The organism is Arthrobacter sp. L77 (assembly GCF_000816565.1).
GTDB lineage: Bacteria > Actinomycetota > Actinomycetes > Actinomycetales > Micrococcaceae > Arthrobacter_D > Arthrobacter_D antioxidans.
This window is the reverse complement of record NZ_JWSU01000004.1, coordinates 1032440-1051932: the sequence shown is the minus strand read 5'-3', so window position 1 is coordinate 1051932 and position 19493 is coordinate 1032440. Positions and strand designations below refer to the sequence as shown.

The 19493-nt window shown below is 71.1% G+C and carries 19 protein-coding genes; 13 read left to right on the top strand and 6 right to left on the bottom strand.

Annotation, left to right across the window (positions count from 1 at the left end):
- Positions 1 to 121 precede the first annotated feature (121 nt).
- Positions 122 to 1312 (top strand): hypothetical protein, encoded by a 1191-nt coding sequence (locus RY94_RS07570; RefSeq protein ID WP_052274133.1) that lies wholly within the window; start codon positions 122 to 124, stop codon positions 1310 to 1312.
- Between the two features lie 16 nt (positions 1313 to 1328).
- Here the strand turns inward: RY94_RS07570 and murJ are convergent, their stop codons facing one another.
- From murJ to RY94_RS07555, 3 genes are all read right to left on the bottom strand, one after another.
- Positions 1329 to 2846 (bottom strand): murein biosynthesis integral membrane protein MurJ, encoded by a 1518-nt coding sequence (murJ, locus tag RY94_RS07565; protein ID WP_231554442.1) that lies wholly within the window; start codon positions 2844 to 2846, stop codon positions 1329 to 1331.
- Between the two features lie 123 nt (positions 2847 to 2969).
- A complete protein-coding gene (locus RY94_RS07560; protein ID WP_043443192.1) occupies positions 2970 to 4133 on the bottom strand; it encodes an acyl-CoA dehydrogenase family protein in 1164 nt (387 codons plus the stop codon).
- 34 nt (positions 4134 to 4167) lie between these two features.
- Positions 4168 to 4953: an SDR family NAD(P)-dependent oxidoreductase gene (locus RY94_RS07555; RefSeq protein WP_043443190.1), complete on the bottom strand. Its 786-nt coding sequence runs from the start codon at positions 4951 to 4953 to the stop codon at positions 4168 to 4170.
- Positions 4954 to 5098: 145 nt separating this feature from the next.
- On the opposite strand from RY94_RS07555, the gene RY94_RS07550 reads away from it, so the two are divergent.
- Both RY94_RS07550 and RY94_RS07545 read left to right on the top strand, forming a co-directional pair.
- Entirely contained in the window at positions 5099 to 6121 is a 1023-nt protein-coding gene (locus RY94_RS07550) for a glycoside hydrolase family 76 protein (RefSeq protein WP_043443188.1), read from the top strand.
- A gap of 12 nt (positions 6122 to 6133) precedes the next feature.
- Entirely contained in the window at positions 6134 to 7366 is a 1233-nt protein-coding gene (locus RY94_RS07545; RefSeq protein ID WP_043443186.1) for a saccharopine dehydrogenase family protein, read from the top strand.
- A 7-nt stretch (positions 7367 to 7373) separates the two neighbouring features.
- On the opposite strand, the gene RY94_RS07540 is transcribed toward RY94_RS07545, so the two are convergent.
- Positions 7374 to 7976 carry a YdeI/OmpD-associated family protein gene (locus RY94_RS07540; protein ID WP_043443184.1) on the bottom strand — a complete coding sequence of 201 codons (603 nt, stop codon included), beginning with the start codon at positions 7974 to 7976 and terminating at the stop codon, positions 7374 to 7376.
- 93 nt (positions 7977 to 8069) lie between these two features.
- Here RY94_RS07540 and RY94_RS07535 point away from each other — a divergent pair, with 93 nt between their 5' ends.
- On the top strand, positions 8070 to 8789 hold the full coding sequence (locus RY94_RS07535) for a VOC family protein (RefSeq protein WP_052274071.1): 720 nt from the start codon (positions 8070 to 8072) through the stop codon (positions 8787 to 8789).
- Between the two features lie 49 nt (positions 8790 to 8838).
- Here the strand turns inward: RY94_RS07535 and RY94_RS16780 are convergent, their stop codons facing one another.
- Positions 8839 to 10674 (bottom strand): GDSL-type esterase/lipase family protein, encoded by a 1836-nt coding sequence (locus RY94_RS16780; RefSeq protein ID WP_052274070.1) that lies wholly within the window; start codon positions 10672 to 10674, stop codon positions 8839 to 8841.
- A 205-nt stretch (positions 10675 to 10879) separates the two neighbouring features.
- Here RY94_RS16780 and RY94_RS07525 point away from each other — a divergent pair, with 205 nt between their 5' ends.
- From RY94_RS07525 to tgt, 3 genes are all read left to right on the top strand, one after another.
- A complete protein-coding gene (locus tag RY94_RS07525; protein WP_043443182.1) occupies positions 10880 to 11419 on the top strand; it encodes an NUDIX hydrolase family protein in 540 nt (179 codons plus the stop codon).
- Between the two features lie 119 nt (positions 11420 to 11538).
- The gene (locus tag RY94_RS07520) at positions 11539 to 12393 is read left to right on the top strand and encodes a DUF6707 family protein (RefSeq protein WP_231554441.1); all 855 of its coding nucleotides are present in this window, start codon (positions 11539 to 11541) and stop codon (positions 12391 to 12393) included.
- Positions 12394 to 12432: 39 nt separating this feature from the next.
- Complete coding sequence (gene tgt / locus RY94_RS07515; RefSeq protein ID WP_043443932.1) at positions 12433 to 13695, top strand: tRNA guanosine(34) transglycosylase Tgt; 1263 nt, start codon at positions 12433 to 12435, stop codon at positions 13693 to 13695.
- Between the two features lie 50 nt (positions 13696 to 13745).
- Here the strand turns inward: tgt and RY94_RS17210 are convergent, their stop codons facing one another.
- Positions 13746 to 14270, bottom strand: a complete 525-nt coding sequence (locus tag RY94_RS17210; RefSeq protein ID WP_082046122.1) for a hypothetical protein — start codon at positions 14268 to 14270, stop codon at positions 13746 to 13748.
- A 477-nt stretch (positions 14271 to 14747) separates the two neighbouring features.
- On the opposite strand from RY94_RS17210, the gene RY94_RS16775 reads away from it, so the two are divergent.
- From RY94_RS16775 to RY94_RS07485, 6 genes are all read left to right on the top strand, one after another.
- Positions 14748 to 16607: a L,D-transpeptidase family protein gene (locus tag RY94_RS16775; RefSeq protein ID WP_052274068.1), complete on the top strand. Its 1860-nt coding sequence runs from the start codon at positions 14748 to 14750 to the stop codon at positions 16605 to 16607.
- 174 nt (positions 16608 to 16781) lie between these two features.
- Positions 16782 to 17447 carry a TetR/AcrR family transcriptional regulator gene (locus RY94_RS07500; RefSeq protein ID WP_043443178.1) on the top strand — a complete coding sequence of 222 codons (666 nt, stop codon included), beginning with the start codon at positions 16782 to 16784 and terminating at the stop codon, positions 17445 to 17447.
- Complete coding sequence (locus RY94_RS07495; RefSeq protein WP_043443176.1) at positions 17444 to 17896, top strand: hypothetical protein; 453 nt, start codon at positions 17444 to 17446, stop codon at positions 17894 to 17896. The genes RY94_RS07500 and RY94_RS07495 overlap by 4 nt, the downstream gene beginning before the upstream one ends.
- The gene (locus RY94_RS17760) at positions 17893 to 18045 is read left to right on the top strand and encodes a hypothetical protein (RefSeq protein WP_156135060.1); all 153 of its coding nucleotides are present in this window, start codon (positions 17893 to 17895) and stop codon (positions 18043 to 18045) included. Before RY94_RS07495 ends, RY94_RS17760 begins: the two co-directional genes overlap by 4 nt.
- Before the next feature lie 4 nt (positions 18046 to 18049).
- A complete protein-coding gene (locus tag RY94_RS07490; RefSeq protein ID WP_043443174.1) occupies positions 18050 to 18877 on the top strand; it encodes a hydroxymethylpyrimidine/phosphomethylpyrimidine kinase in 828 nt (275 codons plus the stop codon).
- Positions 18878 to 18887: 10 nt separating this feature from the next.
- The gene (locus RY94_RS07485) at positions 18888 to 19460 is read left to right on the top strand and encodes a DUF6328 family protein (RefSeq protein WP_231554440.1); all 573 of its coding nucleotides are present in this window, start codon (positions 18888 to 18890) and stop codon (positions 19458 to 19460) included.
- The last annotated feature ends 33 nt before the right edge of the window (positions 19461 to 19493 follow it).

The window sequence follows — 19493 nt, the reverse complement described above, 5'->3', positions numbered from 1 at the left end:
TCCCGGTGCGGCTTCCCTCCACCGCCACCCGGGGGGCCTCGGACGCAGAGGCGTTTTGCCTTTTCACGCCATAGTGCGATTGGCTGAGAATCCGCCGATCGTCACCACCGTCGAGGTTCACATGCATCAGCCGCAGGAAGGCCCCGCCGCCCGGCCGGGCCGGAAGCCCGCGACCCCCCTGGCCGGAGGTCGCGTCCTGATCGTGGCCACCGGCCGGGACCGCGGTGCACTCGCGGCCGCCCGTGCCTTCCGGCGCGCGGGCTGGTACGTCGGGGTCGGGACCCCCGAGAGTGGGGGGTCGCTCGGCGCATCGACGGCCTGCGACGCCACGTTCCACGTGCCGCGTCCTCGCGACGGGAGCTCCGGCTTCATCGAGGGTGTCCGTGAAGCGGCGGAAGCGGGGGCCTTCGATGTGGTCTTCGGCGGAGGGGACGACTGGATGGCAGCCCTCGCCGCCTACCGATCGCAGATCCCCGTCCCGGTGGCGCACCCGGACTTCGACGTCGTCGAGACGGTCCTGGACAAACTCAGGCTCGCCCGGTTCGCCGGGAAGGCCGGGCTGGCGTCGCCTCACACGGAACTCGCCACGGACGAGGCCCTTGCGGGCTGGTCCGGGCCCCTCGTCGTGAAATGCAAGGAGCACTGGGCGCCCCAGCAGACCCATCCGCTGCGCATCGAGGCCAAGCTGTTCCCCTCCGCCGCCGCCGCACGGTCCCAGGTCGAGAGGATCCGGGCAGCCGGAGCGCAGGCGATCCTGCAGGAGCCGATCGAGGGGACGCTCGGGGCGCTGATCGGCGTCTTCCACGACGGCAGGCTGCTCGGCCGCACGCAGCAGGTGTCGACACACCTGTGGCCGACCCCCAACGGCGCCTCGGCCCGCGCCCGCACCGTCGAGGTCGACGAGGTGCTGGTCGGGAAGGTGGAGTCGATGCTCCGCGACATCGGCTGGCACGGGCTCGTCGAGCTCCAGTTCCTCACCGGCGACGACGGCGTCCCCCACCTGATCGACTTCAACGGACGGTTCTTCGGCTCGCTCGCGCTGGCCGAGTCGGCACGGCCCGGCCTGGTGCACAACTGGGCGCTGACCGCGATCGGCACCGACCCGTCCCCCCTCCCGGACGCGACACCCGGGAAGCGCTACACATGGCTCACCGGCGACCTGCGGCGCGCCCGCATCGAACGGCGCGGCGGTCTCCTGCGCGATCTCGCCGGCAGCATCCTCTGGTCCGCGCGCGCACGCCACAGCATCTGGGATCCCCGCGATGTCGGCCCATCGGTCAGCCTGGCGCTCCGGCGGTTCCGCCGTCCCTGAGGACCCGCCGGATCCGCTACCGCCGGCGCACGGCCCGCAGCATCTCGAGCGGCACGAGCCGCTCTGGCGCACGGACGACGACGAGGCCGGCCACGTACACGCCGAGGATGACGGTTCCCACCAGTGCGCCCTGGACGAGGGGTGAGGCGCCGTCGGTGGCCGTCAGGACCGCTGCTCCGCCCAGGGCTGCAGCAGTACCGAGCGCCGCGGCGCGTGCCACGAGGGCGAGGGCCGGCCCGATCTCCACCGCCGAGTGCCGGCGCGCGAGGAGCCAGGCATTGGCGACGGCCGCGAAGACGAGGGACGCCGTCGTCGCCAGGGCGATGCCTGCCACGCCCATCAGCGGTGCGAGCAGGATGTCACCGACGACGTTGATGGCCATGGCCGCGAGTGACACGAACACCGGGGCGCGTGAATCACCGAGCGCGTAGGACGTACTGACCATCACCTGCCGCACCCCCATCGCGACGAGCGCAGGTGCGTACCAGAAGACCGCGACAGCGGTGGTGCCGGCGTCGTCGGCGGTGAACTCCCCGCGTCCGTACGCGACGAGCGAGAGCGGCAGCGCCGCCACCATCAGCACGAGGGTCAGCGGTACCAGGATCGTGACGGTGACGGACAGTCCACGGGACACGAGGCGCCTGATCTCCGGCACATTGCCGGCGGCAGCCCCGAGCGCCGGGTAGAGCGGGACGAGAAGGGATGCGATGAGCAGGGTCTCCGGCAGGTTGACGAGGCGCCAGCCGTAGGACAGGGCCGTGATGGCGCCGTCCCCCAGGGTCGAGCCGACCGCCCGGTCCACGAGCGAATTGACGTTGGCGATGGCGCTTCCCACGAGCAGTGGTGGCATGAGCCGCGCGATCTCCACGAACCCCGGATTCCGCAGCTCCCACCGGGGCCGGATACGCAGCCCCAGCGCGCGCAGGGGCGGCAGCTGCAGCGCCAGCCGCGCGGCGGATCCGACCACGAAGCCGACGGCGAGCGCCTGGATACCGTACTGCGGCCCGAAGAGTCCGGCGGCCCCGATCATGATGATGTTGAACGGGACCCCCTGCAGCGAGGACCAGACCACCCTGCCGTGGGCCTGCGCGATGGCGGCCAGGAGATCCGTGCCGGCGATCAGGACGGTCGCCACCAGCACGATCCTCGTCAGGGTGACGGTGAGTTCTGCCTGCTCACCCTCGAAGCCCGGTGCCAGCACCGCCGTCACGGGACCGGCGAGGATCCCCACGACGACGGCGCCCAGCCCGAGGACCACCATGGTCACGGTGATGGCGGTGTCGAAGCTGCGGTGCCCCCGGCAGCGCGGCCCTTCGGCGGCGACCTCGCGTGCGATGACGGGGGTGACGGATCGGGCCATGGCGTACGCCACCAGACCCAGCACGACGTTCATGAGTCCCTGCGCCACCAGGTAGGCGTCGAGGGACGGCCCCGCTCCGAAGACCGCGGCGATGACGACGTCGCGCACGAAGCCGAAGATGGTGGAGACGGCCGTCAGGGCGGTCACCACGACGGCGGCACGCGAGACGCTCACCCGACCGCCTCCCGATGTCATGCCCTGCCAGAACCCCGATCATTCAAGCATGACGGCCGTCGGGACGGCGAAACGGGCACTGCCCCGACCCGTCACCCACGGGGTGCGGGTGTGGGTGCAGGGTCAGGCGAAGGCCGAGATGCCCGTGAGCGCCCTGCCCACGATCAGGCTGTTGATCTCGTAGGACCCCTCGTAGGTGTAGACGGCCTCCGCGTCGGCGAAGATCTTCGCCATGGAGAAGTCCGTCACGATCCCGTTCCCGCCGAGGATGCCCCGCCCGAGCGCCACCGTCTCGCGCATCCGGGCCGTGGTGAAGGACTTGGCGAAGGCGGCCTGCGGCATGTCGGACGCGCCCTGCTCCTGCAGCTGGGCGATACGGCTCATGACGCCGAGGCTCGCCGTCGTGTTGCCCATCATCGTCACCAGCTGGTCCTGGACGAGCTGGAAGCCCGCGATCGGGCGGCCGAACTGGTGCCGCTCCACGGCGTACTGCCGGGCGACGTCGAACGCGGCCAGCTGCTGGCCGACGGCCTGCCAGCCGACGAGGATCCGGGAGCCGAGCAGGAGCTGCCGCGTGTCCTCGAAGGATGCGATGCCGGCGAAGCGGTCGGCCTCGTCGACGCGCACGTCGGTCAGGGTGATGTCCGCGTTCTGGACCGTCCGCAGCGCGGTCTTGTTCCCGATGACCGTGCGCGTCACGCCGGGCAGGGTGGCGTCGAGGATGAAGCCCCGCACGCCCCCGGCGTCCGTGTCCCGCGCCCACAGGAGCATGTAGTCGCAGAACGTCCCGTTGCCGATCCACCGCTTCGCGCCGTTGATCACCCAGGTGTCGCCGTCGCGCGTGGCGGTGGTCGCCATGCCGCCGGCGACGTCGGAGCCGTGCAGCGGCTCGGTGAGCGCGAACGCCCCGGTGATCCTCAGGTCCATGGCGTCCTGCAGGAGCCGCGCCTTCTGCTCCGCGCTGCCGAAGGTGTGCAGGGCCTCGACGAAGAGGTCGTGGTGGACCATGAAGAACGTCGCGATCGATGTGTCGGCGCGCGTCATCTCGGCGATCACGAGCCCGCTGAACAGATGGCTGTAGCCCTGCTGCACGGGGGTGCTGAGCTGCAGGTCCGCCAGCTTCGGGAGGATCTCGTGCGGGAATTCGGCCCTGTTCCACCAGTCCACGGCGCGGGGCGAGACCTCCTTGTCCAGGAAGTCCCGGACGTCCTGCAGCTTCGAGCGCTCGCGGGCGGAGAGGAGGGATTCGAAGCCGAGGAAATCGGCGCTGGGCAGCTGGCTCGTCATCGAGCCGTCCTTTCGATCGAGACCGGGAGCAGCACTATCTCGGCGCCATGCGGATGGCGCCGTCGAGGCGGATCGTCTCGCCGTTGAGCATCTGGTTCCCGACGATGTGCGCGGCGAGCGCCGCGTACTCGGCGGGCTTGCCGAGCCGGGACGGGTGCGGCACCTGGGCCCCGAGGGAATCCTGGGCCTCCTGCGGGAGCCCGGCCATCATGGGCGTCTCGAAGATGCCGGGGGCGATCGTGACCACGCGGATCAGGGACCGCGCGAACTCGCGGGCGAGGGGCAGCGTCATGGCCGCGACCCCGCCCTTCGACGCGGCGTAGGCCGGCTGCCCGATCTGGCCGTCGAACGCCGCGACGGATGCGGTGTTGATGATGACGCCGCGCTCGTCGGAGCCGCCGAGGCCCGTGACGGTGGGGGTGGCAGCCATGGCTTCGGCGGCGAGCCGGATGACGTTGAAGGTGCCGACGAGGTTGACGGTGATCACCCGGGCGAACTGCTCGAGCGGCAGGACGCCGTCGCGCCCGAGGACCTTCCCCGGCGTGGCGATCCCGGCGCAGTTGACCACGATCCGCAGCGGTCCGAGGCCCGCGGCGGTGTCGACGGCGGCCTGGACCTGGGTGGGATCGGCGACGTCGGCGGCGACGAAACGCACCCGCTCGCCGCGCGGGTCCAGCTCCGCGGCAGCATCCGCGCCGGCGGACTGCGGCAGGTCCACGAGCACCACGGCCGCGCCGTCGTCGACCAGCCGGCGGGCCGTCGCGAACCCGAGCCCGGAGGCGCCACCGGTGACGAGGGCCACTGCTCCCCTGATGTCCATGCCTGGTCCTTCCGCATCCGGTGGACCGCCGTTGGTCCATCCTCGCGGCCAGCGTACTGTGACGCGGACCACTGCGCACCCTGCGGGCCATCGACTGCGCATCTTGCCCAATCCCGCAGCGCACCGGCGTGACTAGGGTGGTCACATGCCCATTCCCGACGACGCCGCCGCCGCGGCGGCCCACAGCGTCCGGCACCTGTTCGCCCGGCGGTCCCTGGGGGTGCCGGGCACGCGACTCGCGGCGGTCGCCTTCCCGGCACCGGCCGGCCCCCGGAGCCACTGGCACTACTGGTGGCAGGCGCACTACCTCGACTGCCTGCTGGACGAGCACCGGCGTGATGCCGGGACCGGTGCGCTGCTCGAGGCCCGGAAGCTCGCCCGCGGCATCTGGCTGAGGAACGGCGGCCGGTGGCGCAACGCCTACTACGACGACATGGCCTGGCTCGCGCTCGCCCTGCAGCGCCTGGACGCGCTGGACGGACGGCGCGGTCCGCGGCGCCGCGTGCGGGTGCTCGGTGACGCACTCCGGTCGGCGCACACCCCGGATCTCGGCGGCGGTGTCTACTGGAACACCACGCGCGACTACAAGAACACCCCGAGCACGGCCCCCGCCGCGCTCTTCTTCGCGCGGGCAGGGGAGACCGGGCGGGCGCAGGAGCTGCTCGACTGGCTGAGGGAGTGCCTGTTCGACGCCGGGAGCGGCCTCTACCTCGACGGCGTCAAGGCCGACGGCCGGGTGGAGCGCTCGCTGCACACGTACAACCAGGGCACGGTCCTCGGCGCGCTGGTGGCCGTCGGCGGACCGGCCGGGCTGCGGCACGCGGCCGATCTCGCCGCGGCGGTGGCCCGGGAGGTCGCCGACGTCGACGGCGTGCTGCCGCTGGCGGCCACGGGCGACGCCGGCCTCTTCACGGGGATCCTCGCACGCTACCTCGCGCTGGCCGCCGCGGCGCCGATCGGCGCATCCGCGGCGACGGAGGCTTGGGCCGTCCTCGACGCGACGGCGGAGCACGTCTGGTCGGGCCGCCGCACGGATGCTTCCGGGATGCTCGTCTTCCCGCCCGGGCAGCACGGCCCGGTGAGCCTGTCCTCCCAGCTCCAGGCCTGGATGATCCTGGAGGCCGCGAGCACGGTCCGCGCCCTCCAGGGGCGAGCCGCCGGCGGGTGACAGACTGCTGGCATGGAGAACCCACCGCGCGACCACGACCTCGTCGTCTACGGAGCGACAGGCTTTGTCGGCGAACTGATCGCCGCCTACCTCGCGACGCACGCCCCGGCGGGCCTGCGGATCGGGCTCGCGGGCCGGTCGACGGCCAGGCTCGAAGCGGCGCGGTCGCGCCTGCCGGCCGCGGCGCACGACTGGCCCCTCATCGAGGCCGACTCGGAGGACGCGGACTCGATCGCCGCCCTGGCGGAGAGCACCCGGGTGCTCTTCACCACCGTCGGCCCCTACGCGAAGTACGGGCTGCCCGTCGTCGAGGCCTGTGCGCGGGCGGGCACCCACTACGGCGACCTGACGGGCGAGGTCTCCTTCGTCCGCGAGGCGATCGACCGCTGCGACGCCCTGGCGCGGACGAGCGGCGCCCGGATCGTGCACTCGTGCGGCTACGACTCCGTGCCGTCCGATCTGGCGGTCCTGCTGCTCCACCGGGCGGCGGAGGCCGACGGCGCCGGCGCCCTGACCGAGGTCCAGCTCGTCGCGACGGCCAAGGGCGGCATCAGCGGAGGCACGCTCGATTCGATGCGTGTGCAGCTCGACGGGATGCGGTCGAGCGCCGCGCTGCGGTCCCTCATCGCCGACCCCTACGCCCTCAGCCCGGACCGTGGACAGGAGCCGACGACGCCGCAGCCGGCGGACGCCGGCCCGGTGCGCCGCTCCGGCGACGGACTGTGGACCGCGCCCTTCGTCATGGCCGCGGCCAACACCCGGATCGTGCGCCGCAGCAACGCCCTGCAGGGCTGGGCCTACGGCCGCTCGCTGCGCTACGGCGAGGTGATGGGCGTGGCCCGCGGCCCGGTGGGGGCGGTCCTCGCCGGGGCGACGGCGCTCGGACTCGGCGCGTTCGCCGGTGCGATGGCGTTCCCGGTGACCCGGCGCCTGCTCGATCGCGTGCTGCCGGCTCCGGGAACGGGCCCGAGTGCCGGCACGCGGAGCAAGGGCTGGTTCCGTTCCCAGGTGACCGCCGGCACCGAGGGCGGGCACCGGTACCGGGCGATCGCCGGCGGCCCCGGCGATCCGGGCTATGCCGCGACCGCCGTCATGGCCGGTGAGACGGCACTGGCCCTGGCACTGGACGGCGACCGGCTGCCGCCGGGGAGCGGTTCGCTGACGCCCGCCACCGCGCTCGGCGATGTGCTCGTGCGGCGGCTCCGTGCGGCCGGGCACACCTACGAGGTGACCCGGCTGGCCTGACCCGGCGTCAGTCGCTCGTCGGCGGGCCCTTCCCCTGGGGGTAGAGCGTCTCCCCTCGCGCCAGCATGGCGACGAACTTCGTGATGTTGCGGTCCTTCGCCGCGTCCGTCTTCAGCTGGGACAGCCGGAAGATCATGGCGTAGCGGTTCTGCGAGGACAGGGTGCGGAAGGTGGCGAGCGCGGCGGCGTCGGCCTCGATCGCGATCGTGAGTTCGGGCGGCATCTCGGCGTTCGCCGGGCCCGAGTACGCCCGATCCCACCGGCCGTCGGCCTGCGCCGCCGCCACTGCCCGCTCCCCCGCCTCCCGCATGCGGCCCTCGGCGCGGAGCCGCTCGATGTAGCCCTGGTTGCGCACGGACCAGATGCTCCGGGGGCTGCGCGGCGTGAAGCGCTGCAGATAGGTGCCCTCGTCGCGGGACTTCGCCTGGCCGTCGATCCAGCCGAAGCACAGCGCCTCGTCGAGGGCCTGCGGGTAGGTGAGCTGCGTCGTCGTCCCGCCCTTCTTGTGCTCGATCAGCCAGACGCCGGGCGAGGAGGCGTGGTTCTCCTCCAGCCAGGCCCGCCATGCGGGGGCGTCGGGCAGGAGGAGTTCGGGAAGCTCGGCCTTCATGCGATCACCCTAGGACGACTCCGGCCGTCAGGGAACCACACCTGCTGGCATGCTGGACGGACCCGGCCCGCCACCTGACCTCAAGGAGAACCGATGCTCCGCGTCCGCCCCCTCGTCCACACGCCGGACCTTCCCGGCGCGGCCCGCTTCCTGCAGGCACTCGGCCTTGCCCCAGCGCAGGAGCCTGCACCGAACGGCTCCTACGCCGTGTTCGACGCCGGGAGCGGCCGCGTGGCCCTCCACGCCTGCGTGCCGGGCCGTGCGGAGGACGGCAGCACGGACCTCGCGTTCGACGTCGCCGATGTGCGGGAATTCGCTCGCCGGACGGCGGAGGCGGGTGCACGGGTGACCGTCGAGCTCTCCGACGAGGGCCACGGCCTCGCCGCCCGCATCACCGCACCGGACGGGCTGTCCTTCCTCGCCGAGGCCGGGCCGCGCGAGACGGGGGTGCCGCCGTCGACGCTGTCGGTCCTCGTGCTCTGGTACACGCCCCGGGCGGGACCGGCCGTGAGGGTGCTGGGAGACATCGGGGCGAAGCCCGGGATCAGCTCCGACGCAGGCACCCGGCACGACTTCCGGGCGAAGAACGGAGGCCTCGTGGCAGTCCGTACCGACGCGCGGACAAGGGCGGAGCTCGCCTTCGAGTACGACGGCGACGTGCGGGACCTGGTCCGGGATCTCACGGCCGGCGGTTTCGAGCCCGTGGTGACCGACGGGAGCCACGGACGGTCGCTGCGCGTCCGCGCCCCCTGGGGCGCGGAGGTCCGGATCGACGGGTGGCAGCGGGACTCCCGGGACTCCATGGTGCACTGACCGGGCCGCCGCCCCACGGATCCGGCCACCGGCCGGAGCACCGCGACGCCTACCGCCCCAGGGCTGCCGCGAGCTTCGCCGTGTACAGCCGGGCGACCGCGTTGTGCCCCTCCTGCGACATGTGGACGTTGTCGAGGTACTCGGCGTTGGCCGCACTGGCGAGGCCTGCGACGGAGATGAAGGTGACGCCCTGCCTCGCGGCGTTGGCTGCGAGCACCTCATCGAGGTGGCGGCGCTGCACGTGCGAATCGTCGCTGCGGGACATGACCCCGTTGACGATGATCCTGCTGTTCGGGTACATCAGCTTCAGCTTGGCCCACAGGGCCGTGCTGTCGGCGATGACCTGCGCGTCAGCCTTCCCCGACGTGGCGTCGTTGCCGCCGAGGGAGACGAGCACCACGCCCGGAGTGCCACCCGGGAACGGCATCCTGCCGTTCTGGACCGCGGTCCAGCCCGTTCCGCCGGCCAGGACGCTGGCGGTCGAGTAGCCCATCCCTCCGTAGGCGAGGTGTGAGGCCTGATCGGTGAAGCCCATGGCACGGGCACCCTGCTCGCTCCAGGAGTCACCGTCGAGCTGCGAGTCACCGTAGAGCACCACCGACGTCGCGGTGGCCGTGACCGAGGTGAAGGGGTAGACGGAGGACGGCGGGGTCGCCGGGGGTGTGGCTGGCGGGGCGACCGGCACGTTCGTCGTGATGACGCCTTTCTGGAACCGGGTGTGGGTGCCTGCCCCGTCCTTCCAGGTGTCACCCGTCGGCCACCCGTACTTGGCGAAGTTGCTCTCCAGCGTGGTGAAGTGCCCGGTGTCGATGCTCCTCACACCGGTGGTCGGACCCCACAGGATCATCCCGCCCTGGAAGCGCTGGTAGTACCCGCCCTGCCAGGCGGTCTTGTTGCCCATCGGCAGGCCGAGGGCGGACTGGGCGCCGCCCTTCTGCTCGTAGTAGGTCTGGATGCTGCCGTTGGTGGTGGTGAAGAGCTGCCCCTTGGACCAGTACACCTTCCCGCCCTGGAAGTCCTGCCGGACACCATTGGGGACGGAGGTCTCCCCGGAGGTGGGATAGCCCAGGAAACCGCGCTCGTACCCGTTGGCTGCGTAGTAGCCCTTGATGCCGCCGAAGACGCTCTGGACTCCGGTCGCGGGCAACCAGGTCACGTACCCATTCCCGAAGCTCTGGGAGTACCCGCCCTTCCAGGCGGTCTTGTTGCCGGTCGGCAGGCCCAGGAAGGAGAGGGCGCCGCCTCTCTGCTCGTAGTAGGTCTGGATGCTGCCGTTGGTGGTGGTGGTGATCCGGCCCTTGGACCAGAACACCTTCCCGCCCTCGAAGTCCTGCCGGACACCGTTCGGCACGGCGGTCTCCCCGGACGTGGGATAGCCCAGGAAGCCGCGCTCGTACTGGTTCGCGGCGTAGTAGCCCTTGATGCCCCCGAAGACGGCATGGGCCCCGGTCGCAGGCGACCAGTAGATGTACCCGTTCTGGAAGTGCTGGAGTTTCCCGCCGCGGACGGAGAGCCCGCCGGCATCGCCGGTGGGGAAGCCCAGGAAGCCCCTGGTCCACCCGGTGGCCGCGTACCGGGCACCCAGGGCGTCGTCGAGCACGATCCGCGCGCCGGTCTTCTGGGTCCAGATGACGTACCCCTTCTGGAAGCGCTGGGAGCAGCTGATCCCGTCACAGCTCTTGTTCCCGAGGGGGTTGCCGAGCAGGGCGCGGTTGGCGTTCCACTTGACGTAGGTCTGGCCATCGACGGTGTAGCCCGCGACCACGACCATGGGTGCGGCGACGGGTGGGACGACGGCCTGCGCGGGAGGTGCAAGAGCCCCGACCCCCGAACACAGGACGAAGGTCGTCACAGCCACAGCCCCGAGCCGCTTCATCGTGAACATCCGGATCCCCACTCCACAAAAATAATAAGGTCACAGTAATACATGCAGGTGCAGCTATCGGCCGGCCGGTCCGATTCGTTCCGGAATCCGGTGAATCGGGGCAGGAGCTCATCGGTCGGACCCGCATCCCGCCCCGGATTCAGCCACTGGCCGAAGAACCGCGCGCCGCCTGCCGCGGGCGGAGCCACTGGGATAGAACTGGGGTATGAACGTTCGCACCCCTGACCCCAACCCGGGCTGGCTCTCCGAAGATGACCTGTACGAGGCCCGCCGACGCCTGCCGATGGTGTACGTGGAGGCGATCCCCGTCCGGTGCGACGCCCTCGGGTACGTGAACGAGGTGGGGCTGCTGCTGCAGGCCAGTGACCAGGGCGAGATGGTGCGCACCTTCGTCTCCGGCCGCGTCATGTACCGGGAGACCATCCGGGCGGCGCTGCTGCGCCACCTCGAGAAGGACCTCGGGCCGCTGGCCCTGCCCCAGCTGCCGCCGTCGCCCGTCCCCTTCACGATCGCCGAGTACTTCCCCTCCCCCTCGGAGACGGGGCTCACCGACGACCGCCAGCACGCCGTCGCCCTCGCCTACCTCATCCCCGTCACGGGCGAGTGCAACCCGCGCCAGGACGCGCTGGAGCTGTCGTGGCTCACGCCGTCCGAGGCGTTGAGCCCGTCGATCCAGGCCGAGTTCTCGGGCGGGCGCGCGGACCTGCTGCGCCAGGCCATGGCCCATGCCGGCTGGGGTCGCTGACCGGACGGCACCTGCCGGACCCCGCGTTACCCGTATCGTGAGAGGGGCGCGCCGGGGCGCCGGTGATCATCCGGGGGCTACAAACAGAGGTTGGCACGACGTACATGATGGTGAACAGGGTGGACAGGACAGGGCTGCGCGCGGTCCCGGCGGAGATGCTGGCGACCGGTGACGTGCTGGCACTCCCCGACGGCGAGGAGGCGGCCGAGATCACCTCGGTCGGGGTCGAGAACGACGACTTCGGTGTGCCCGCGCTCGTCGTCGCGACCGTCGCCGGCGATCGCCGCATCGCGATCGCCACGGGCTCGATGGTCTACGTGGAGCCCGCGGACGCCGAGATCGGGGTCTCCGCCGTCGCCGCCGACCACGGATCCCCTGAGGCGCTCGTCGCCCAGGTGGCCCAGGCGCACCCCGACAGCACGGACATCCAGGACGTCGCCGGACGGCTCGCGCGCGGCATCAACCTCAAGTCCGGCAGCAACCTCCAGGACCTGCACCAGCTGGCGCTTGACCTGTTCGTCGACGAGGGCGATACCGCAGCGGCGCTGAGCATCGCCGATCTGCTGGCAGAGCTGCCGTTCGACGGGAACTTCGGCCGCTGGAAGTGGATCGAGGGCGGCCTCGCGATCGCCGCCTACCTCACCCGGCACGACGAGGAACGCTCCCTCCGCTACTCGGCGGCCATCCGTGCCGCCGACGACGCCGAGACGGACCCGCTGCGCGCCAAGACCAGCGCCATGTACCGGCAGCGGCAGCTCAACGAACCCAATGTCTACGACCCCGAGATCCTCCGCGCCTCGACCGCCGGGCGGATCGACGTCGAACGCGACTGGCGCGTGCTCCGCATCGGTGTGCTGCTGTACCTGAGGGCCCACGGCGGCTCGGAGACGCTGAGCCGGGACGTGCTGGAGCGTCGCATCGCCGCGGAGCTTGCCGCCGTCGGCGCGCTCAACGCCCAGCTCGCCGACCGGTAGCGGTCCGGCCGACCGCCGTCGGGCTGGCAAAATAGGGTGGTGCACCCACAGTCCCAGCAGTCCTCGTTCGCCTTCTCCGTCCACCACCGCCTCGAGGACACGACGCCGGGAGACGGGAGCGGCGGGCGGCGGCACGGGCGCACCGGGACGATCACCACCCCGCACGGCGAGATCCGCACACCCGCCTTCATCCCGGTGGGCACGAAGGCGACCGTGAAGGCCGTGCTGCCCGGGGCGATGGCCGAGGTCGGCGCCCAGGCGCTTCTGGCCAACGCCTACCACCTGTACCTGCAGCCGGGCGCGGACATCCTCGACGAGGCCGGCGGTCTCGGCGCGTTCATGAACTGGCCCGGCCCCACGTTCACGGATTCCGGCGGCTTCCAGGTGATGAGCCTCGGATCGGGCTTCAAGAAGGTCATCTCCATGGACGTCCCCGTGGACGCCGACTCGGCGGGTGCGGACGACCGCATCGCCGTCGGCAGGGAGCGCCTCGCCCACATCGACGACGACGGCGTCTGGTTCAAGAGCCACCTCAACGGGGACCGCCACCGCTTCACACCCGAGATCTCGATGCAGGTGCAGCACCAGCTCGGCGCGGACGTCATGTTCGCGTTCGACGAGCTGACCACGCTCATGAACTCCCGCGGCTACCAGGAGGAGTCCCTGGAGAGGACGCGGCTCTGGGCCCTGCGCTGCATCGCCGAACACCGGAGGCTCACCGATGAGCGGAGCCACCGCCCCTACCAGGCCCTGTTCGGGGTCATCCAGGGCGCACAGTACGAGGACCTGCGCCGGAAGGCGTCCGCGGATCTCGGCGCCATGGACTTCGACGGGTTCGGGATAGGGGGCGCGCTGGAGAAGGAGAACCTCGGAACAATTCTCGGCTGGTGCAGCGACGAACTGCCGGAGGACAAGCCCCGGCACCTTCTCGGCATCTCGGAGCCGGACGACCTCTTCACGGCGATCGAGAACGGTGCCGACACCTTCGACTGCGTCTCGCCCACGCGGGTGGCGCGCAATTCCGCGTTCTACACCCCGCACGGCCGCTGGAATCTCTCGAATGCCCGGTTCAAACGGGACTTCACGCCCCTCGTCGACGGATGTGACTGCTACACCTGCGGGAACTATTCGCGCGCCTACATCCACCACCTCTTCAAGGCGAAGGAAATGGTGTCCGCCACCCTCATCTCGATCCACAACGAACGATTCGTCGTCCGGATGGTCGACGACGCGCGTGCGGCCATCGACAACGGGACGTTCCACGAACTGAAAGCCGACGTGTTGGGTTCCTACTACCGATAAACCCGATCCTCACAGGAATCTGCGGAATTCTTGTCGAATGCCGGATCGAATCACGGAAGATCGCTGATAATCTCCGACTGTACTTTCTTCCCGGTCAGAAACCCCTGGTTCCCGAACGTGGAGTCCACGGCAGGAAATGGGGGAACAATGCGGGGTCTCACGCCGCTCGGTCTATGGGCGGCCGTGGGTGCCATCGCCCTTTCCGGATGCACGTCACCGCCTGCCGATGCGCCCGGCGCACCGGCATCGGGGCCGTCGGCCCCGGGATCGACGACGGCGCCCGGATCGTCGGCGACGGCGTCCGGGGCCGAGGCGACGGTCTCCGATCCGCCGGCAACGGTGCCCCCCGATCCCGGGCCCAGCGTCGAGGCAACCCTCGAGACCGGCACGGAGTCCGTATCCGCGAATCCGACCGCCGTCGCCAACGAGGCCCTGAGCGATGTCGTATGCGCGGCGGATGCAGCGGGCGTCTGGTCCTTCTCCGGGACGCTGACGAACACGGCCGACACCGCGGTGACGTTCTCCGTCGTCGTCGCAGTCGGCAGCACCAGCAGCGTGGCCGGCCGCGCGAGCATCCAACAGGAAGTACCAGCCGGCGGCACGGCTGAAGTCCGCGCTGACGCCTTCGCCGATGAGGCCCCAGCATCTTCCACATGTCAGGCGGTTGTCTTCCGTTGAACCACTCACCCACGTCCCTACCGGCGCGCGCGCTCGCTGTCGTCTCGCTGGCCGCGCTCCTTCTTTCCGGACTCGCGCCGGGTGCTGCTGCGACGCCCGCCCCCTTCACCACGGGCACGCAGCAGAGCCCTCCCGCACCCACGCCCCCGGCGACAGCCGAACCGGCCACGGCTCCCCCTGCCGCCGGGCTGCGGACACCCGCATCCGAGAGTCCCGAAGCACTTCCGGAGCCATCCACCTCCGGGTCGGTTCCCTCCGAGGGTCCAGCGCCAGTGGTGCCTGCGGTGCCGGGCCCGACCGAACCGTCGGACCAGGAACCGGCAGCCCCGGCAGGCCCCGGACCTGATGCCCCGACCGAGGGCACTGCTCCGGCCGTGCCCGAGGCGCAGGAGCCGACTGCCCCGGCGGAAGCGCGGAACCCCGGGGCCGCTGCTGCCGCAGCAGGTCCCTTCACCCCCATCGGAGGCATCGCCGCCAAATGGCGGGCGCTCGGCGGGGCCACAGGCGTGCTGGGAGAACCGACCTCCAACGAGTCCTGCACGGCGGCAGGACTGTGCGTGGAAACCTTCGTCGGTGGTGAGATCCACTACACCCCCTCCACCGGAGCGCACGCTGTGCTGCTCGCCTCCGGCAACACCGGCCCACGGTGGGCGGCCACCGGCAGGTTGGGCGCCTTCGGCCACGCGATCACCGACGAACAGTGCACCACGGGTGGCTGCTCCCAGCGGTTCTCCAGCGGGATCGACCTCACCTGGAGCACGACGGCCGGGCACCAGCGGGTATGGACCCGGGGTGCCATCGGTGGCGCCCTGTACACCCTGTACGGCGGCTACGCGGCCATCGGCTACCCGTCCTCGGCCGAGGTCTGCGGCAAGCGGGACAACGGCTGCGTCCAGGAATTCGGCGGACTCCGGATCGTGTGGTCCGCGTCGTCCGGCGCCTACGGCGTCTGGGCTCCCGGAGCCATCGGCGGCGCGTACTCGCGGACCGGTGCAGAGAACGGCTGGCTCGGCTACCCGACGTCCCGGGAGATCTGCGGACTGCGGTCGGCCGGCTGCAAGCAGACCTACCAGCGCGGTGTGATCACGTGGTCACCGGCAACAGGCGCCCACGTCAGCCGCGGCGGGATGCTCACCGCGTGGTCGGCCCGCGGCGCCCAGGACGGCGCACTCGGCTACCCCCTCGAGGACGAGGTGTGTGGACAGACGAACGGTGGCTGCGTCCAGAAGCACCAGGGCGGCTCGACCTACTGGTCCCCGGCGACGGGCGGACAGTCGACGAACGGCGACATCGGTGCGCGCCACCAGAATCTGGGCGCCCACACCGGCTACCTGGGCTACCCGCTGGAGGCCGAGGTCTGCGGTCAACGCAACGGCGGCTGCTACCAGCGATTCCAGGGCGGCGTGATCTTCTGGTCCCCCGCCACCGGGTCCCAGCCCGTGCGCGGAGGAATGAAGACCCACTACGAATCGCTGGGCCGTCACCTGAGCTACCTCGGCTACCCCCAGACGCCGGAGCGGTGCGAGGGCGGTGAGTGCGTGCAACCCTTCCAGGGCGGCTACATCTCCTGGAAGGCCTCCGGCAGCCGGGATCACCGGCACACCGAATGCACCACACTGAACGACGGGCGCTCCAAGTACTCCACGGGCGGTGCGAAGAGGGTCCTCCTCACCATCGCCGGCGGGTACGGCCGGAGTTCCGCCAAGGCCGTGTACTGCCAGAAGGTGGCAGGAAGCTATGTCACCGATTGGCAGACGGACGCGACGGTGGGAGCCAGCGGCTTCAAGCGGCCAGGAGTCCCCTCCGGGCCGACCCGCTTCAACTACTCCCCCACCGGGTCCTACTCCGTGACCGAGGCCTTCGGCCTCGGCAACCCGGGCACCGCACTGCCCTACCGGACGCTCAACCCCCGCTCACGCTGGGGCGGCAATCCCAACACGAGCACCTACAACAAGTACTTCGAGTCCTCCACCTGGGTGGGGTATGACGAGGACATGTGGTACTTCGCGACACGGGCAACCCACGACTACCGTCAGGGCGCCGTGATCAACTACAACCGGCCGCCGGACTCCCCGATCGTTCAGGATGCAGGCTTCGCCATCTTCCTGCACCAGAACAAGGTCCCGACGGCCGGGTGCATCGCGCTCGACGACTGGGCCGTCGTGGACTACCTGAGGAAGTCGACCCCCGGGGACCGCATCATCATGGGCGTCGCAGCGGACCTGTTCCGGTAGCAGCCGGCCCGAGCGCACGAGAGAACCCCCGACGGGAGACCGCCGGGGGTTCTCCCGTTCCATGGACCGTCGCGCCCGCTCCGAACGGCGCGGGTCCTGCGCCCACCATCCCTGGTCGACCGTGGTCAGTTCTGGTCTACACTGCGAATTGAACACGTTCGAAAAAGGAGACCAGTGCCCTCGCAGACCGCCAAGAGCGAAGCGACCCGGGAATTGCTGGTCTCCACCGCGCTCCGGCTGTTCCGCGAGCACGGCTACGAGAAGACGACCATGCGGGCCATCGCCGCGGCCGCGGACGTCTCCACCGGGAGCGCCTACTACTATTTCGCGTCGAAGGACGACCTCGTCCACGAGCTGTACCGCAGCCTCCAGGAGGAGCACCGCGCGCTCGTGCTCCCCCGCCTCCACGAGGGCCAGAACCTCGGCGAACTCCTGCGGATCGTCCTGAACACCGGGGTCGGCGTCATGGCGCCGTATCACGACTTCGGCTCGAACTTCATCAGCATCGCCATCAAGCCGTCCGCGACGACGAGCCCGTTCGGCAGCGAGTCCGCCGTGGCCCGTGCCCGCGCCATCTCGCTCTTCCGGCAGGCCGTGGCGATGTCCAGGCCGCAGCCGCCCCTGGCCATCCGGGACGACCTCCCCGAACTCCTCTGGTACGCCTACATGGGCATCACCCTGTTCTGGGTCTACGACTCCTCCCCCGACCAGGTCCGGACGCGCCGGCTCATCGACCAGGCCGCGCCGCTCATCTCGAAGCTCGTGATCCTCTCCCGGCTCCCCGTGGTCCGGAAGATCGTCGAGGAGATCGTGCAGCTGATCCGGGGGACCCGGCAATGACGGAGGACCCGGCAGTCACCGCCGACGACGACGCCGGGCGGCGCGCACCGAACCCCCGCCACCGCGTGACGTTCGGGATCGGCGCCGTCGCCGTCGGGTTCCTCGTGGGACTCACCACCCTCGCCCTGGCCTTCGCCCTCTCCTGGGGACCGGACGCCCCGGGCGTCTTCCTCCTGGCGCTCTGGTACGGCGTCGGCGTCGGCGTGATCACCGGCCTGCCCCTCGGCGTCGTGCTCGGGCTCCTGCTGCGCCCCGTGGCGAACCAGTGGATACACGTGGGGGTCTTCTTCGCCGTCTTCACCCTGGCCTCCTTCGCCGTCATCACCCTGCTGTCCCCCTCCCGGGTGCTCCTCGAGAGCCTCCCCATCGCCCTGGTCATCGGGGGTGCGGGCGCCCTCGCCCGAGCCAGCGTGTGGAAGCTGGTCCGCGTGCAGGAGATCGGACAATGAACGACGACGCACCCTGTGGCACGACCATCGGAACGGTCGCCATCGCGGAGGCGCCCGACGGCGTCGACCACCCCACTCCGGGACGCGCACTCGAGGGCCGCCCCGCGCCGGATCGGGTGGCCGCCGCGGAGCCGGGTCGGGCAGACTAGGAGGATGTCCGACACCCAGCCCTCCGCAGCCCCCGCCATCACCCTGACCATCGCCGGTTCCGAGGCGACGGGCGGCGCGGGAGCCCAGGCCGACCTCAAGACGTTCCAGGAACTCGGCGTCTACGGGATCGCGGCCCTCACCTGCATCGTGTCCTTCGACCCGAAGCACGAGTGGCAGCACCGCTTCGTCCCGGTGGACCAGCAGGTGATCGCGGACCAGCTCGAGGCCGTCCAGTCCTGCTACCCGCTCCGCACCGTCAAGCTGGGCATGCTCGGCACCCCGGCGACCATCGGCACCGTCGCCTCCGCACTGAGGAGCCAGGCGTGGGACCACGTGGTCCTCGATCCGGTGCTCATCTGCAAGGGGCAGGAGCCCGGCGCGGCCCTCGACACCGACGAGGCGCTCAAGGCGGAGATCCTGCCGCTGGCGACCTTCGTCACCCCGAACCACTTCGAGGCGGAATCCCTCTCCGGCATCAGCATCGAATCGCTCGAGGACCTGAAGGAGGCCGCCCGCATCATCCACCGCCGGAGCGGCGCCGTGGTCCTCGCCAAGGGCGGCGTGCGCATCGCGGGCCCCGACGCCGTCGACGTGTACGTCGACGGCGAGACGCTCGAGGTCCTCTCCTCCCCGAAGGTGGGCGAGGTCGCCGTCAGCGGCGCGGGCTGCACCCTCGCGGCGGCGATCACCGCGGAACTCGCGAAGGGCGCGACGCCCCTGGATGCCGCCCGCACCGCCAAGGCCTTCGTGACCGAGGGCATCCGCAACCGCGTCAGCTCCAACGCCCCGTTCGACGCCGTCTGGCAGGGCGGCGCGGGGTCCACGCGGTAGCCGGGACGCGATGGGCGCCGCGGGGCAGGAGGGCGCCGGAGCAGGGGACACCCCGGCGCCGGGCGATTCCCCCGGCGGGCAGGGGCCGTCGGAGCTGCGCGCCAGGCGCGACGACCGACGCGGCGAGAGCGGGAACCAGCGCCTGGACCGCAACTGGCAGGAGATGCTGCAGGAGCTGCGCGTCATGCAGGCCGGCATCCAGATCCTGGCAGGATTCCTGCTGATCCTGCCCTTCCAGCGCCGCTTCGAGGAACTCGACGACCTCCAGGTGGGCGTCTACCTGTGCCTGCTCTGCCTGTCCGTCCTGATCCAGGCCCTGTTGCTGTCCACGGTCACCCTGCACCGGGCCCTGTTCGGCCTCCACGTGAAGGGGACGCTGGTGGAGCACACCGCTGCGCTGATCCCGTTCGCGACGGCGCTCGTGGGGGTGGTGCTCGCGGGGACCCTCTGGCTGGTCTTCGACATCGTGCTCGGCCGCACCGCCAGCCTCGTCGTGGCGGGGGTCCTCCTGGTCCTCGAAGCGGTCCTCTGGGTCGCCTACCCCCTGGCCCTCCGCCGGCGCGCGCTCAGGCAGCGCGGCTGACCCGCCGGCGTCGAACCCTGGAACCGCACCGCG